Here is a 14,676-nt window from a genome sequence, read left to right on the forward strand (position 1 = left end):
AAAAAAGAGAAATAAGACTTTTTATCAGTGGGTTGCAGGTTCGAACCCTGCACGGCTCACCACTTTCTCCAAAGACTGACCAAGACGCCGCGCGGCGTGGTTACTTCTTTTCGAAGAACAGCACGACTTCTCCCAGCCGGATGCCAAAACGCGAGACATAGGCGCGGTTCAGCAGGCGGTCATCGTCCAGCAGCCACATCCAGTCGTCGAAATCGACGCGCATCGTGCCGTCTTTCACCGGCAGGTCGATGCGGTATTTCCAGTTGAACGTGTCGCCGCGCTCGGTTCCCGACGCGGTGCCCAGAACGCCGGGCGCGGTGCCGGTCCAGGTATCCTCGCCGGTTTTGGTCAGGGTCCAGATGCGCTGTTCCGTGGCGCCGTCATCATAGACGAAATCCTCGACCAGGGTCAGCGTCTGGCCGTCCCATGTCCCGTTGATGTCGACCGTGAACCGGCGCGGGATGTTGCCCAGAACGTCCTGGAACTGCCCATAGGCCACGGTGTGGCCCTCAAAGAACTCTTCGAGGTTCAGCTGGCGGTCCGACAGAAAAGTGGTCGGAACTTTTGGTTTGAAGGCACAGGCCGCCGTCAGCAGCAGGCACGCGAAGGCCAGTCGTTTGATGAGATGGGTCATTGCAGGGCCCTCGGGTCGGCGGTGCGGTCACGACCGTTTGCGCCGGGCACATGCGCGGCCTTTTCCGGCGGGGCGGGGCGCATCGTGGCGACAAGCTCGGCCACCTTCAGGCCGAACTTGCGCATCTCCGAGCGGTTCATGATCGCCCCGCTCTCGGTCAGGTACATCCAGTCGGTAACATCCAGGGTATGGCCCCCGGCGTCTTCGGGCAGAACGATGCGATAGGTCAGCTTGACCGTCGCGCCCGAGATCACGCCGCGGCCTTCGCCGACGATGTCGTCGGCGGTTGCGGTAAAGCTGTTGCCTGTGCCCATGGTCAGGTACCATTTGCGGGTCATCTGCTTGCCGTTCGAATAGGTGAAATACTCGGTCAGGGTGCCGGAATTGCCGTTCCATTCCCCGATCATCCGCGCAACGAAGCTGTTCGACATCTTGCCGGTCGGGCCATAGATCAGCCCTTCGGACAGGATTTCTCCGTTCAGATTATCCTTCAACGAGAAATCGGGGCCGGTTCCGGCATAGTCCGACGGCGATTGCGCGCGAAAGCTGAGAAGGCGGGTTTTGACCGCGATCAGGGCCAATACGGCCAGTGCGGCAATCAGAAGGAATGTCATTTTGCGGGTACCTCTGTAGGCAGCGTCAGGACCATTCCGAACGCGCCGAGTTTCAGGATGCAGGGCAGCACGGCATAGGCCAGGTTGAGCGTTTCCAACGCCTGCGCCGAATTCGTCTGACCGGGCACGAAGCCGCTGCGCTCCAGCAGCGGAAGGGTGAAGAATGCGGCCAAAGCCAGCCCCAGTTTGCCGGCGAATGACCAGATGCCGAAGGCGGCCGAAGCATTCAGCCCCGCGCGTGTCAGCACCACCGAGAACATGGCCGGCAGAACCACCATGTCCGCCCCCAGCGCCGCCCCCGACGCCAGGCAGATCACCGCGAACCCGACCAGGTTGCCGGGCGCCAGCATGGCCGCCCCGACAAAGCCCAGAATGGCGAGCGGCATCGCGATGATCAGAGTCTGTTTTGGGCCGATCCGGTTGCTGAGCCGCGCCCAGAGCGGCACTGTCGCCCCGGCGCTGAGGAAGAAGAGGATCAGCAGCGGCCCGGCCTTGCCCGGCAATTGCAGCCGGTCTTCGACGAAGAACAGGAACAGGGTCGAGGTGATCGCAACCGGCAGGCTGTTGACGAGCGCCAGCGCCAGCAGACGCAGGGCCCCGGCCTGACCCAGCCCGTCGAACGACAACCCCTGACCGGTGATGGGCGCGCGCCGCCAGATCGGCAATGTCAGCACCATGGTGACCACCGCCAGCGCGCCCAGAAACAGCCCGAAGGCCGGATAGCCCTGCGCGCCCGCGCCCAAGGCGACGAACAGCGCCGGTGCGCTGGCGGCCAGAACCACGCCAGCCAGTTGCCCGCCTTCACGAAAGGCGGCGAGGGTCATCAACTCGCGCGGGAACTCGCGCGGGGTGGCCTGTTTCGCCAGCGTCGCGCTGCGACCATAAAGCAGGATCGTGCCCAGGCTGTAGGCGGAAAACAGCAGGATCAGGATCGTCACGAGGGCGCCGACGCTCGCCCCCTGCGGCAGTGAGAACAACAGCGGAAAACCCACTGCCAGACCCCCTGCGGCCAAGACGGCAAAGCCCATCTGCCCGCCGGGCCAGCGGTCAATGGCCCAACCGATCAGCGGGTCTTGCACCAGATCCACCAGCCGGATCAGCAGCAGAACCGTACCGATCACGCCCAGGCCGATCCCGAGGTTCACGGCCGCAAAGCGCGGCAGGTGGATGTAGAGCGGGATACCCGCCGCAGCAAGCATCAGCGCATAGAGGCTGACACGCGGATACAGCATCACTGACCCCGCAGCTGTCGCGTAAAGGCGGCGGACCGGGTGTTGTTGCCCAGAAAGATCGACATGAAACTACGCTTGATCCCCGGATAGGAGAGGGTGCAGGTCTTGCGCCCGTTGCGCCAGAACTCGATCGCGTCGGGGCCTTTGGTGATGGCCAGATAGCTGTCACCGGCACCGACCGCCTGATAACAGGTTTTCAACTGCGCCTCGATCGGGGCGCTGTTGCCCTGCCGGGCCATCTCGTCCAGCGTGGATTCGATCAACGCCTTCTGCTTCAACGATTTCCGATAGGTCAGCTTCAGCCCAAAATCCTGCGACCAGCTGAGCGGGCCGCCGCCTTTGGTGAACAGCTGCGCATCATAGATCGGCAGACCTAGGAACCGGAAGGTGGCAGTGCCACGCAGCTCGGCATCGGGCAGCACGTTGGTGACGGGCGTGGCCGCCAGCCCGGCAGGGGCCAGCAGAACCAGGCTCAGGATCGCTGCGTTACGGGCTGGCCGTAACCGGGACAGCGACGCTTGGATCAGGTATCGCATTTTCAGCTCCGATGGTTTGCGGATCGCCGTTCAACAGCCCGACAACATGCATCGCGCTGGCGATTCCGTCTTCGTGGAACCCGTGCCGGTTGTAGGCGCCGGCGAACCAGGTCCGGTTGCGGCCCTGCATCTCGCGGATCTGGCCCTGCGCTTTTAGCGCGGCCTTGTCGAACACCGGATGGGCGAATTCCACCTCGTCATAGATCTTGTCGGGCGCGATGTCGGAAGATGGGTTCAGGGTGACGAACAGGGGGTCGCTTTCTGGGATGTTCTGCAACCGGTTCATCCAATAGGTCACGCCCACGTTGCCCGCCTGCGAGCGGTAGGTCCAGCTGGACCAGCAGGCCCGGCGGCGCGGCATCTGGCTGGGGTCGCAGTGCAGAACCGCGCGGTTGGGCTGATAGCGGATCGCGCCAAGGGCCGCGGCCTCGTCGGCGGTGGCGTTCTGGCCCAGAATGGCCAGCGACTGATCGGAATGGGTGGCCAGAATGATCTCGTCATACTGATCCGAGCGGCCCTGCGACTGAACGGTCACGCCCAAGGCGTCGCGTTCGACGCTCGAGACCGGCGCGCCCAGGCGGATGTCGCATCCCCGGCCGCGCAGTGCGGATTCGATCCGGCGGACATATTCGATGCTGCCACCCTTTACGGTCCACCACTGGTGCTGGGCGCCGCGTTTGCTGGACAGCAAGGCGTGGTTGCGGAAGAACTGCACCAGCGACCGCGCCGGGAACTGATCAACGAACTCCACCGGAGTGGACCAGATCGCGCCGCACATCGGCATCAGATAGTTGTTGCGGAACCAGTGGCCCAGCCGCATCTGGTCAACCAGTTCACCAATCGTGGTGTCATCATCCCGGGCGGCCTCGGGCGCTTCTTTGCCGAAGCGCAGGATGTCGGCGATCATCTTGTAGTAGGAGGGCCGCACGAGGTTGCGCTTCTGCGCGGTGATGGTGCGCAGGTTGTTCAGGCCATATTCGATGCGACCATTGTCGATGGTGGCGCCAAAGCTCATCTCGCTTTTCATGACCGGCACGTCCAGTTCACCGAACAGCTTGGTCAGAAAGGGATATGTGGCATAGTTGAAGACGATGAACCCGGTATCAACCGGTTGATCACCATTGCGGCCGGCCATCACCGTGCGGGCATGTCCGCCCAGACGGGGTTCGGCCTCGTACAGGGTGACGTCGTGACTCTCTGACAGGTAATAAGCCGCTGATAATCCTGAGATGCCTGCGCCTACAATTGCGATTTTTTTCCGTACGCCCCGGGTTTCGTCGAACATGCCATCCTCTTTATGCGACATTTTACAATAAGATACGCAGGGTAGGCCGGAGCGGATCAAATCCGGGCCATGTTTTTCCCTGTTTCCCACCGATCGGCGGGCAGTGCGTCAGGATTGCATCAATCGCGGTTGCTGGTGATCCGGGGTCTGCCCGTCCGCGTAGTGAGAGGTGTTATGATCGAGACAACCCACCCCAAGACCGCGGCTGTTCACGCTTCGGCACATGTGAACCGCCCGGCATGAGCAAGTTTGACGGAAAAACCTACTGGATCATCGGCGCCAGCGAAGGTCTGGGCCGGATGCTGGCCGAAGCCTTGGGCGGTCAGGGCGCGCACCTAGTGCTGTCCGCGCGCAGTGCCGAGCGGCTTGAGCAGATTTGCGCTTCGCTGCCCAATGCCCGTGCGGTGCCGCTGGACGTGACCGATCTGGCGCAGGTGCGCCGCGCCGTGGCCGAGGTCGGCCCGGTGGACGGTCTGGTCTACAACGCCGGGGCCTATGAGCCGATGCGCGCGCAGGACTGGAAGACCGAAGCCGCGCTGGCCGTCAGCGACGTGAACTATTCAGGCGCGCTGCGGGTTCTGGGGGAAACCGTGCCGGCCATGGTGCAGGCAGGGCGTGGCGACATTACCCTGATCGGGTCGCTGGCGGGCTATCACGGACTGCCTGCGGCGATCGGGTACGGGTCCAGCAAGGCGGCGCTGATCTCGCTGGCCGAAACGATGCGGCATGACCTGACCGGAACCGGGGTGACGGTGCGCATCGTCAATCCGGGGTTCATCAAGACCCGGCTGACCGACAAGAACAGCTTCAAGATGCCGATGCTGATGGAGCCCGAAGACGCCGCGCAGCGCGTGTTGCGCGCAATGGCGCGCCGGCGCTTCCGTACCGACTTTCCGGCGCCGTTCTCGTGGGTCATCCGGCTGATCGATTACCTTCCGGATCTTCTGGTCTATCGTGGAAAATAGACTCTAACCAAAGCGTCCTTGGCAGAACCAGCCCGCCGACATGGTGCCGCCATGGCCGTAGAACAGCCATAGCCGCTCACCCTGTTCGGTCACCACCACCCAGTAATCGCGCACGCCGCTGCGCCAGTTGGGGTCATCCAGCCACCATTCCGGGGCGATCCGCTCCGGGCCGGTGGCCTGCGCCAGGTGCCAGTCGCGCCCGCGCCAGCGGAAATTGGCGGGCACATCGGGGCGGTCGGGGGCCATCACCGGCTCGGGCCGCCACATCAGCAGGGGGCGCGGGCGCGGCGGGGCGGGCCAGTCGCGCGCCGGTTCCGACCAGGCCGCCGCCAGCGTCTGGGCGGTTTTCTCGGGGATGTGCGAAGCCGCCGGATGTTGCCGCGTGATCGCCTCGAGCCCCACCCGCGCGCCCAGTTTGCCGATCAGATCGTCCAGCGCCGTATTCCCCTCCAGCCGGTTGCGCACGGCGCGGCTGGCCTCGGCATGGCCGGTCAGGGTGCGGGCATGAACCGGCTCGGTCTGCACCGCCGCAAGGCGCAGCATGTCGATGCCATAGCCGGCGTCGATCTGGTCAATTTTCATCTCTAACAAAGGGCGAATGCGGTGTTTGTCATGGCTTGGGCGGGCCAGCCCGATCTCGACGATCTCGGCCGCCTGATCGGTGCGGTGCGCCTCGAGCCGCAGGGTCCGCGCCCCGCGCGCCTTTTCCTCGAGCCGGGCGCACAGGGTCGGCAGCATCCGGTCGATGGCGGCCATCACGTCCTCGGCCAGGCCGATCGGGTTGGGCAGGGTCATCCGCACCGCAAAGTGATGCGGCGGGCGGGCGGGCGAGACCGGCTCGGGCGCGCTGCCCATCGCCTGATCCAGCCGCAGCACCAGCCCGCGCCCGAACCGGCGGGCCAAACTGGCACGCGGCTGGCCCAGCAGGTCGCCGATCCGCCGCAGGCCCAGCCGGTTCAGCTGCGCCACGGTCTGGTCGTCCAGCCGCAGCGCCGCGATGGGCAGGGGGCTGAGCGCGCCATAGGCCTGCCCCGGCGGCGCAATCCGGGCCCCGCCGCCCGCGGCCACCACCTGCGGCGCGGCGCCGCCCTTGGTCCAGTGCCGCCGTTTGCCAGCCCGGGCGCGGGTGGCGCGGGCCTCTTGGGAAATGGCGTCGCCATTGCGGTCGGACGTGGCCTCTTGCCCGGCATAACGCGCCAGCGCCCAGGCCGCGCCCAGCGTGTCGGCGATGCCCATCTGCACGCTCAGCCCCATGTCGGCGCAGTCGGTCTCGATCACGTCCAGCAGCGCCTCTTCGCCGCCGAACAGATGGGCGCAGCCCGACAGATCGACGATCAGGCCATCGGGCGCTTCTTCGGCGACCCAGGGGCTGAACTTGCCCGCCCAGCGGCGCAGCGCGGTCAGAAAAGCGGCCTCGGCCGGGGCGTTGCGGGGGCGGGTCACAAGGGCGGCGCACATGGCGTGCGCATCACGCACCGGCTGGCCCACGCGCAGACCGGCGGCCTGTGCATCAGTGTTCAGCGAGGTGATGACCTGCATGTTCGACTGTTCGGCCACCACCGCCAGCGGGCCGGAGTGCAGGCCCCGCGCGGCGCGGATCAGCCGTTCGGCCCCCAGACGGGGAAACCACAGCGAGAGTATTCGGCGTTTGGGCATCGGGCAGACATCAAAGTGTTCTCACTTTGTTCCTATCCGAGAATCATGCTCCGAGTCGAGTCCGCCCTTATCCGCAGGTCAGCCGCTGAATGACCCCGGCTCCGTTCACATAGACGTTCAGCCGGTCGATGCGGTAATCCTGCGTGGCGATGTCATCGGGGCCCAGAACGCGGCTCCGTTCCGGCAGGCTGGCCTGAATGGTCGAGACCGGCTGCCCCACGGATTGGGCAAAGGGTTCGCCCTTGCAGAAGGCCAGATCCACCGGGGCGGCATCCAGCTCGGCAGAGCCCGGTTCGGGCAAGTCGGTTTCGGCGCAGGCGGCCAGGACGATCAGGATCGGGATGAACCGGTACATTGGCGCTCCTCTTTTCGGCAATGTCGTTTCTGAAATATCAAAAGCTTACAGAGACTGCCATGAAAGCGCAGTTGAAAACACCCTGTATTTGACGCAGGGTCGGGTCAAACAAGACAGGGAGACAAGCAACATGCGAACCCGTGCCGCCGTCGCCGTTCAGGCGGGCAAGCCCTTGGAAGTGATGGACGTGAACCTCGAAGGCCCCAAGGCGGGCGAGGTTCTGGTCGAGATCAAGGCCACCGGCATCTGCCATACCGACGAATTTACCCTGTCGGGCGCCGACCCCGAAGGCCTGTTTCCGGCAATTCTGGGCCACGAGGGCGCCGGCGTGGTGGTCGAGGTCGGCCCGGGCGTGACCAGCCTGAAGCCGGGCGATCATGTGATCCCGCTCTACACCCCCGAATGTCGCGAGTGCGAATACTGCCTGCACCCAAAGACCAACCTGTGCCAGGCGATCCGCGAGACGCAGGGCAAGGGCCTGATGCCCGACGGCACCTCGCGTTTTTCGACGTTGGATGGGGATCCGATCCTGCATTACATGGGCTGTTCGACCTTTTCGAACCACACGGTCCTGCCGGAAATCGCGTTGGCCAAGGTGCGCGAGGACGCGCCGTTCGACAAGATCTGCTACATCGGCTGTGGCGTGACCACGGGCATCGGTGCGGTGATCAACACCGCAAAGGTGGAAATCGGCAGCCGCGCCATCGTGTTCGGTCTGGGCGGTATCGGTCTGAACGTCATTCAGGGCCTGCGTCTGGCCGGGGCCGATCAGATCGTCGGCGTCGACCTGAACCCCGCCAAAGTCGAGATGGCCAAAAAGTTTGGCATGACCGATTTCGTGAACCCCGCCGAGGTCGAGGGCGATCTTGTCCCCTATCTGGTGAACCTGACCAAGGGCGGTGCGGATTACACCTTTGACGCCACCGGCAACGTGCAGGTGATGCGTGCGGCGCTGGAATCGGCGCACAAGGGCTGGGGCGAATCGATCATCATCGGCGTGGCGCCCGCCGGAGCCGAGATCTCGACCCGTCCGTTCCAACTGGTCACCGGCCGGTCGTGGCGCGGCACCGCTTTCGGCGGCGCGCGTGGGCGCACGGACGTGCCCAAGATCGTCGACTGGTACATGGAAGGAAAGATCGAGATCGACCCGATGATCACCCACACCATGGGTCTGGACGACATCAACACCGGCTTCGACCTGATGCACAAGGGTGAAAGCATCCGGTCGGTGGTGATTTACTGAGGCCGGAAATTGCAAGGGCGGGGTTACACCCGCCCGCTTTTCCTCCTATGTTCAGTTCAGAATTTTACGTCTGAATTGAGAGACCAAGTTGACCAACACCACCACAGAACGACTTGCCGTTCTGATTGACGCCGAGAATGTTCCGGCAAAACACGTCGCCGAAATTTTCGAAGAAGTCGCCACACTGGGAGAGGCCAGTCTGCGCCGCATCTATGGTGATTTTTCCGGCGGTATCCCACAGGGCTGGAGCGCAGAGAAACTGGCGGAATACGCCATCGTACCGCACCAGCAATTCGCCAATACCACCGGCAAGAACGCCGGAGACATCGCCTTGGTGATCGACGCGATGGACATTCTGCATTCGGGCCGCTTCGACGGGTTCGTTCTGGTGTCCTCTGACAGCGATTTCACCCGTCTGGCCAGCCGCATCCGTGAACAGGGGTTGAGGGTATACGGCATTGGCGAGCGCAAGACGCCCAAGGCTTTCGTGGCGGCCTGCAACCGGTTCATTCTGATCGAAAACATCAAGAAAGAAAGCAGCAGCGGCGAAAAGACCATGAAGGCTCCGTCGAAGAAAGACCTGAACCATGCCTATCAGCTGATCCGCAATGTCGTGCTCAAATCCGACGAGCCGGATGGCTGGGTCACGCTGGGCTGGGTCGGCCGCCAACTGAGCATGAATTACCCGGATTTTGACACGCGGACCTACGGGTCCAACCGGCTGAGCGATCTGGTCCGTGAAATCGGAAAGTTCGAAGAAACCGGCGAGAACGGAAATATCAGGATCCGCTGCAAAGAGAGGTAACGCGGCCGTTTGGCCGCGTGGCGGTTCTAGGACCCCGGTCGCGCCGAGGCCCCGGTGTCGGAACGCGGCGAGCGGACGCGCAGAACCGGCTTGTTCGGCGATACATTTGCCCGGCTTTCGCGCCAGACGACGAAGATGCCCGATGCGATGATGATCGCGGCCCCCACGGCCACCCATTTGTCGGGCTTTTCCCCAAAGAACACTGCGCCGAAGATCGTGGCCCAGATGATCTGGCTGTACTGGCTGGGCGCGACCACGCCAGCGGGCGCCGCGCGATAGGCCAGGATGATCAGGTGCTGGGCGATCACCGAGAACACGCCGACCAAGGCCATCATCGCCAGATGGATCAGCGAAGGTGGCTGATAGACCGCCGGTTGCGCCAGGCTCATGACCGCGATCGCCAGCAGCATCGGATATAGAATCAGCACCGCCGAGCGTTCCTCGTTTCCGATCTTGCGCACCAGTACGGATGCGAAGGCGCTGCAGAAGGCGGCCGTCAGGGCGGCAAGGTGGCCCAGGGTGATCTCGGTCGCGCCGGGCCGCAGGACGATCAGCACCCCGATCAGGCCCACGCCCACCGCGGCCCAGCGTTGGGCGCGCACAACCTCGCCCAGTATCGGGATCGACAGGACGGTGACGATTAGCGGAAAGGAAAACAGCAGCGAATAGACCTCGGCCAGGGGCAGGACTGAGAAGGCGTAGAATGCGCAGGACATACCCGTGACCATCAGCCCCGAGCGCAGCATGACCAACCATGGATGGCGGGGCAGGAAGTTTCCGGTGGCCTTGTCCGCCAGAATCGTGACCGCCATCGGCACAAAGGAAAACAGCGTGGCGAAAAAGATGATCTGCAGCACGGAATAGGTGCCGCCCAGCGTCTTGATCAGTGCGTCATGGGTGGCAAAGACGGCAAACCCGAGAAAGGCAAAGCCAAGTCCCTGAACGGTCGAGTTCTGTGTGCTCATCTGGCTGGTCTCGGGCGGTTGGATGCTGTGGCAGGTGTCTGAGGTCTGATTAAACCCAATCGGCAGAGTCGGATAGTCCAAACTTTACCGCTAACATCCCCGCGGGGCCGGCCGTTCAGCGCAGGATCGGCGGAGCCCCGGCCGGTTGGCGGGCGGCCGCGACACCGGCCTGCATCCCCGCGCCGATGCGGCGGGCCAGCGCCACCCAGGGCGTGGCCGTTTCCGGGGGCAGGGTGCGGTGGGCGACCTCTTCGAACAGGTCCAGCCAATGGGCGAACATCTCGGGTTTCACGTCCGGGCGCTCGATATGCACGCGCTGCGGATTGCCGCTGTAGCCGCGCTCAAACAGGATGGCGTTGCGCCAGAAAGAGGCGATCCGGTCCTCATGCGCGGGCCAGTCGGTGACGTGGCGGTTGAAGATCGGGCCCAGCACGGCGTCCTGCCGGACGCGGGCGTAGAACGCGGTGACCTGCGCCCGGATCTGGTCGGGCGTGGCGGGAAAACGTGGGGGCAGCACGGGCCGGGACATGGTCGAGACTTTCGATTCAGGCTCTGTTCCAGGCAGATACCGCGTTTTCCGGCCCGGATGCAGGGGCGGAATTGTCGCGCTGCCCCGGCGTCAGCAGGTGCCGCAACAGGGCCACTGGGTGTGCCCGCAGGCTCAGGCGGGTGGCGACGTAATCCTCGACCACCTGTTCGCCCAGCGACATCTGCGGCAGATGGGCGGCGGGCTCATCCAGTGCCTCGCCTTCCAGATCCTGCGCGAACAGGGGCAGGGGCCGGGCGGTGGCGATCGCCTTGGCCTGCCACAGCGCCTCGCGCCGGGTCAGGCCGCAGGCGGCAAAGGCATCGGCCTCGGCCAGACGCTCGATCACCGAGGGGCCAAGGCCCGCGCGGCGCCAGACGTCGTCAACCTGGTGGTAGCCGTTGCCGCGCGCGGCGGTCAGCCAACTGGCGTCCTCTTCGCTCAGGCCCTTGATCTGGCGAAAGCCCAGCCGCAGGGCCAGCCCGCCATGGCCGTCGGGCTCCATCACGTTGTCCCAGAAGCTGGCATTGATGCAGACCGGGCGCACCTGCACGCCATGCTCGCGCGCATCGCGAACGATCTGGGCGGGGGCATAGAACCCCATCGGCTGCGAATTCAGCAGCGCGCAGGCGAAAATCCCCGGATGGTGGCACTTGATCCAGGCGCTGGCATAGACCAGCAGCGCAAAGCTGGCCGCGTGGCTTTCGGGGAAGCCGTAGGAGCCGAACCCCTCGATCTGCGAGAAACAGCGCTCGGCAAATTCGGCGTCATAGCCGTTGCGCTGCATCCCGCGCAGGAACAGGGTGCGGAATTCGCTGACATTGCCGTGCTTCTTGAAGGTCGCCAGTGACCGCCGCAGCCGGTCGGCCTGTTCGGGGGTGAAACCCGCGCCGACGATGGCGATCTGCATCGCCTGTTCCTGGAACAGCGGCACGCCCAGCGTCTTGCCCAGCACCTCGCCCAGTGCGTCCGAGGGGAAGCTGACCTCCTCCTCGCCGTTTCGCCGTCGGATATAGGGATGCACCATGTCGCCCTGGATGGGGCCGGGGCGGATGATGGCGACCTCGATCACCAGGTCATAGAAATTGCGCGGCCGCATCCGGGGCAAGAAGTTCATCTGCGCACGTGATTCCACCTGGAACACGCCGACCGAATCCGCGCGGCACAGCATGTCATAGACTGCCGGGTCCTCGGGCGGCAGGGTGGCGAGCGTATAGCTGGTCTGGTGGTGCTGTGCGATCAGGTCGAAGGCCTTGCGGATGCAGGTCAGCATGCCAAGGCTCAGGACATCGACCTTGAGGATGCCCAGCGAGTCGATGTCATCCTTGTCCCAGCAGATGACGGTGCGGTCCTCCATCGTGGCGTTCTCGATGGGCACCAACTCGTCCAAGCGGCCCTCGGTGATGATGAACCCGCCCACATGCTGGGACAGGTGGCGGGGGAAGCCGTTGATCTCATGCACCAGTGTTAGAGTCTGTTTTAATCGTCGATCCTCGGGGTCGAGGCCGATCTCGCGCATCCGCTCGGCCTCGAGCCCCGCGGTCGAGAAGAACCCCCACAGCTGCGAGGACAGGGCGGAAATCGTGTCCTCGGTCAGGCCCATGGCGCGGCCCACCTCGCGGATGGCGCGCTTGCCGCGATAGTGGATCACCGTGGCGCACAGCCCCGCGCGGTGGCGGCCATAGCGTTCATAGATGTGCTGGATCACCTCTTCGCGGCGTTCATGTTCGAAATCCACGTCGATGTCGGGCGGCTCGTCCCGCGCCTCGGAGACGAAGCGTTCGAACACCATGGTGCCCATCTCGGGGCTGACCGAGGTGACGCCCAGGCAATAGCAGACCACCGAATTGGCCGCCGAGCCGCGCCCCTGACACAGGATCCCGCGGCCGCGGGCAAACTGCACGATGTCGCGGACGGTCAGGAAATAGGGCTCGTATTTCAGCTTGCCGATCAGGGTCAGCTCATGCGCCAGCATCGCCTTCACCTTTCCGGGGGCGCCGGCGGGATAGCGCCATTTCAACCCTTCATGCGCCAGACGGTGCAGGCGCTGGGCGGGGGTTTCGGTGCCGCTGACCTCGCTGGGGTATTCATAGCGCAGCTCGTCCAGCGAAAAGGTAAGTTCCTGGCTGAGCGCATAAGCGCGGGCCACGGCGCCTTCATGCCCCTTGAAGATGCGCAGCATCTCGGCCCCGGACCGCAGGCGCTGTTCGCCGTTGGCCAGCGCGTGGCGGCCCAGATCGTCCACCTTGCGGCGCAGCCGGATCGCGGTCAGCACATCGGCCAGCCGGCGGCGCGACCCGTGATGCATCATCGGTGCGGCACTGGCGATGGTGGGCAGGCCCAGATGGCGCGATTCAGTCTCTAACAAATGAAAAAATGCCGCATCCGCCCCGTCATAGCGGGGATGCATCAACAGGTGCATGCGCCCGGCAAAGCGGCGCGTCAGCTGTTGCGCCTGTGTCCGCCACCCGCTCGCGCCGCCGGTCGGACCGCCCGCCTGTGGCCAGAGCAGCAGGTGCAGACCGTCGGAAAACTCCAGCAGGTCGGACAGGTGCAGGATGCAGTCGCCCTTGGCCGCGCGCAGCCGTCCGGTGGACAGGAGGCGGCACAGGTTGGCCCAGCCCTGCCGGTTGATGGGCAGGGCGGTGACGGGCGGGGCATCGGTAAAGAGCAGCCGCGCCGACGGGATCAGGCGCGGCACCGCATGCACCGGGAACGAGGGCGGTTTCGGGATGTGATCGGGGCAGGGCGGGCCGATGGGCGTGTTCTGCTCCTCCCACGCGCGGCGCTCGCGCACCTTGCGGGCGATCTCGCGCGCCTGGGTATGGGCGCGGACGATCCCGGCCACCGAGTTGTCATCGGCGATGGCGATGGCGGGCAGCCCCAGGGTGACGGCGCGCTCCATGTACTCCTCGGGGTGCGAGGCCCCGGTGAGGAAGGTGAAGTTCGACGTGATCGACAGCTCGGCATACATGGCGAGTCGTCATTATATTCTTGTTTTGTTCTTTTTCGAGTCCCTGTCTGCATTGCGCAGGAATTGGGTTGTTGATTCAGGTGCGGTGAAGTTCTGGTTCGAGCCCACAGCGGACAAAGCAGCTTCAGGCAAGGTGCTTCGTATTGACCTTATCCAGTAATCTGTATTTGATTCGAGCTCGAATTGGAGCACGGCCTTTGAAAAAAAACTTTATCCTGATCGACTTCGAAAATGTTCAGCCGAAGAACCTTGAGCTCCTCAGTGGACATGACTGCAAGTTGATTGTCTTCGTCGGCGCTAACCAAAAGAGTGTACCTTTTGACTTCGCAAAAGCACTTCAAAGCTTAGGAGAAAGTGCTGGTTATAAGAAGATAACGGGTAACGGCTCGAATGCCTTAGACTTCCATATCGCTTTTTATTTGGGAGAACTCGCGGCCAATAATGCCGATGCATACTTTCATATTATATCTCGTGACAAGGGCTTCGACCCTTTGATTGCACATTTGCGACAAAGGAAGATCCCTGCTCTCCGTCATATTGACATATCCGAAATCCCATTCGTCAAAATCTCGAACGCAAGTTCGTTAGATCAGAAAATTGATGCGATTGTTGACAGTTTGCAGTCTAGAGGAACTTCGCGTCCAAGGAAGATCAAAACCCTAAAAGGAACGGTGAATGCCCTTTTTCGAAAGACCTTGGAACACGAAGAACTAGAAACGCTAGTTGGTGAGTTAATAAGACGTGGTCATGTTGTCTGCTCTGATCAGTCAGTCAGCTACGGCCCTCGTATAGTCCGACACTGACCTGCTTTTCGGTTGAGAATTGCGTGTGCTGGATGACCGCTTGGCCCGCTATGCCGCCATGCAAGGGCGGCGCGGCGGATGGC

General features: G+C 63.6%; 14 protein-coding genes. 4 read left to right on the top strand and 10 right to left on the bottom strand.

Annotated elements, in window-relative coordinates; translation table 11 throughout:
* Positions 1 to 100 precede the first annotated feature (100 nt).
* The 5 genes from AC2FNZ_RS16025 to AC2FNZ_RS16045 are packed head-to-tail and all read right to left on the bottom strand — an operon-like array spanning position 101 to position 4,301.
* Positions 101 to 634, bottom strand: coding sequence for a DUF3833 family protein (locus AC2FNZ_RS16025; RefSeq protein ID WP_170419852.1), 534 nt, complete (start codon positions 632 to 634; stop codon positions 101 to 103).
* Positions 631 to 1,248 (bottom strand): DUF3833 domain-containing protein, encoded by a 618-nt coding sequence (locus AC2FNZ_RS16030; protein WP_496841231.1) that lies wholly within the window; start codon positions 1,246 to 1,248, stop codon positions 631 to 633. The genes AC2FNZ_RS16025 and AC2FNZ_RS16030 overlap by 4 nt, the downstream gene beginning before the upstream one ends.
* A complete protein-coding gene (locus AC2FNZ_RS16035; RefSeq protein ID WP_496841232.1) occupies positions 1,245 to 2,480 on the bottom strand; it encodes an MFS transporter in 1,236 nt (411 codons plus the stop codon). Before AC2FNZ_RS16035 ends, AC2FNZ_RS16030 begins: the two co-directional genes overlap by 4 nt.
* Positions 2,480 to 3,016, bottom strand: coding sequence for a hypothetical protein (locus AC2FNZ_RS16040; RefSeq protein ID WP_093964040.1), 537 nt, complete (start codon positions 3,014 to 3,016; stop codon positions 2,480 to 2,482). Before AC2FNZ_RS16040 ends, AC2FNZ_RS16035 begins: the two co-directional genes overlap by 1 nt.
* Positions 2,967 to 4,301, bottom strand: coding sequence for an NAD(P)/FAD-dependent oxidoreductase (locus AC2FNZ_RS16045; RefSeq protein ID WP_496841233.1), 1,335 nt, complete (start codon positions 4,299 to 4,301; stop codon positions 2,967 to 2,969). Before AC2FNZ_RS16045 ends, AC2FNZ_RS16040 begins: the two co-directional genes overlap by 50 nt.
* Before the next feature lie 239 nt (positions 4,302 to 4,540).
* Between AC2FNZ_RS16045 and AC2FNZ_RS16050 the strand changes: the two genes are divergently transcribed.
* Positions 4,541 to 5,266 carry an SDR family NAD(P)-dependent oxidoreductase gene (locus tag AC2FNZ_RS16050; RefSeq protein ID WP_496841234.1) on the top strand — a complete coding sequence of 242 codons (726 nt, stop codon included), beginning with the start codon at positions 4,541 to 4,543 and terminating at the stop codon, positions 5,264 to 5,266.
* A 3-nt stretch (positions 5,267 to 5,269) separates the two neighbouring features.
* Here AC2FNZ_RS16050 and AC2FNZ_RS16055 read toward each other — a convergent pair whose 3' ends face one another.
* Positions 5,270 to 6,922: a Y-family DNA polymerase gene (locus AC2FNZ_RS16055; protein ID WP_496841235.1), complete on the bottom strand. Its 1,653-nt coding sequence runs from the start codon at positions 6,920 to 6,922 to the stop codon at positions 5,270 to 5,272.
* Between the two features lie 67 nt (positions 6,923 to 6,989).
* Positions 6,990 to 7,277 carry an I78 family peptidase inhibitor gene (locus AC2FNZ_RS16060; protein WP_170360393.1) on the bottom strand — a complete coding sequence of 96 codons (288 nt, stop codon included), beginning with the start codon at positions 7,275 to 7,277 and terminating at the stop codon, positions 6,990 to 6,992.
* 130 nt (positions 7,278 to 7,407) lie between these two features.
* On the opposite strand from AC2FNZ_RS16060, the gene AC2FNZ_RS16065 reads away from it, so the two are divergent.
* Positions 7,408 to 8,520 (top strand): S-(hydroxymethyl)glutathione dehydrogenase/class III alcohol dehydrogenase, encoded by a 1,113-nt coding sequence (locus tag AC2FNZ_RS16065; protein ID WP_496841236.1) that lies wholly within the window; start codon positions 7,408 to 7,410, stop codon positions 8,518 to 8,520.
* Between the two features lie 88 nt (positions 8,521 to 8,608).
* Positions 8,609 to 9,325 carry an NYN domain-containing protein gene (locus AC2FNZ_RS16070; protein ID WP_496841237.1) on the top strand — a complete coding sequence of 239 codons (717 nt, stop codon included), beginning with the start codon at positions 8,609 to 8,611 and terminating at the stop codon, positions 9,323 to 9,325.
* A gap of 26 nt (positions 9,326 to 9,351) precedes the next feature.
* On the opposite strand, the gene AC2FNZ_RS16075 is transcribed toward AC2FNZ_RS16070, so the two are convergent.
* From AC2FNZ_RS16075 to AC2FNZ_RS16085, 3 genes are all read right to left on the bottom strand, one after another.
* Entirely contained in the window at positions 9,352 to 10,290 is a 939-nt protein-coding gene (locus AC2FNZ_RS16075) for a DMT family transporter (protein ID WP_093964386.1), read from the bottom strand.
* A gap of 115 nt (positions 10,291 to 10,405) precedes the next feature.
* Complete coding sequence (locus AC2FNZ_RS16080; protein WP_093964046.1) at positions 10,406 to 10,819, bottom strand: group III truncated hemoglobin; 414 nt, start codon at positions 10,817 to 10,819, stop codon at positions 10,406 to 10,408.
* Between the two features lie 16 nt (positions 10,820 to 10,835).
* Entirely contained in the window at positions 10,836 to 13,790 is a 2,955-nt protein-coding gene (locus AC2FNZ_RS16085; RefSeq protein ID WP_496841238.1) for an error-prone DNA polymerase, read from the bottom strand.
* A gap of 197 nt (positions 13,791 to 13,987) precedes the next feature.
* Here AC2FNZ_RS16085 and AC2FNZ_RS16090 point away from each other — a divergent pair, with 197 nt between their 5' ends.
* Entirely contained in the window at positions 13,988 to 14,593 is a 606-nt protein-coding gene (locus tag AC2FNZ_RS16090) for a PIN domain-containing protein (RefSeq protein WP_480775833.1), read from the top strand.
* Positions 14,594 to 14,676: the final 83 nt, after the last annotated feature.

Source organism: Ruegeria sp. SAZA006 (genome assembly GCF_059613465.1).

What these genes read in the sequence shown, in the direction of transcription:
- AC2FNZ_RS16025 (WP_170419852.1), bottom strand. Translation starts at nt 634, where the DNA reads ATGACCCATCTCATCAAACGACTGGCCTTCGCGTGCCTGCTGCTGACG.
- AC2FNZ_RS16030 (WP_496841231.1), bottom strand. Translation starts at nt 1,248, where the DNA reads ATGACATTCCTTCTGATTGCCGCACTGGCCGTATTGGCCCTGATCGCG.
- AC2FNZ_RS16035 (WP_496841232.1), bottom strand. Translation starts at nt 2,480, where the DNA reads ATGCTGTATCCGCGTGTCAGCCTCTATGCGCTGATGCTTGCTGCGGCG.
- AC2FNZ_RS16040 (WP_093964040.1), bottom strand. Translation starts at nt 3,016, where the DNA reads ATGCGATACCTGATCCAAGCGTCGCTGTCCCGGTTACGGCCAGCCCGT.
- AC2FNZ_RS16045 (WP_496841233.1), bottom strand. Translation starts at nt 4,301, where the DNA reads ATGTTCGACGAAACCCGGGGCGTACGGAAAAAAATCGCAATTGTAGGC.
- AC2FNZ_RS16050 (WP_496841234.1), top strand. Translation starts at nt 4,541, where the DNA reads ATGAGCAAGTTTGACGGAAAAACCTACTGGATCATCGGCGCCAGCGAA.
- AC2FNZ_RS16055 (WP_496841235.1), bottom strand. Translation starts at nt 6,922, where the DNA reads ATGCCCAAACGCCGAATACTCTCGCTGTGGTTTCCCCGTCTGGGGGCC.
- AC2FNZ_RS16060 (WP_170360393.1), bottom strand. Translation starts at nt 7,277, where the DNA reads ATGTACCGGTTCATCCCGATCCTGATCGTCCTGGCCGCCTGCGCCGAA.
- AC2FNZ_RS16065 (WP_496841236.1), top strand. Translation starts at nt 7,408, where the DNA reads ATGCGAACCCGTGCCGCCGTCGCCGTTCAGGCGGGCAAGCCCTTGGAA.
- AC2FNZ_RS16075 (WP_093964386.1), bottom strand. Translation starts at nt 10,290, where the DNA reads ATGAGCACACAGAACTCGACCGTTCAGGGACTTGGCTTTGCCTTTCTC.
- AC2FNZ_RS16080 (WP_093964046.1), bottom strand. Translation starts at nt 10,819, where the DNA reads ATGTCCCGGCCCGTGCTGCCCCCACGTTTTCCCGCCACGCCCGACCAG.
- AC2FNZ_RS16085 (WP_496841238.1), bottom strand. Translation starts at nt 13,790, where the DNA reads ATGTATGCCGAGCTGTCGATCACGTCGAACTTCACCTTCCTCACCGGG.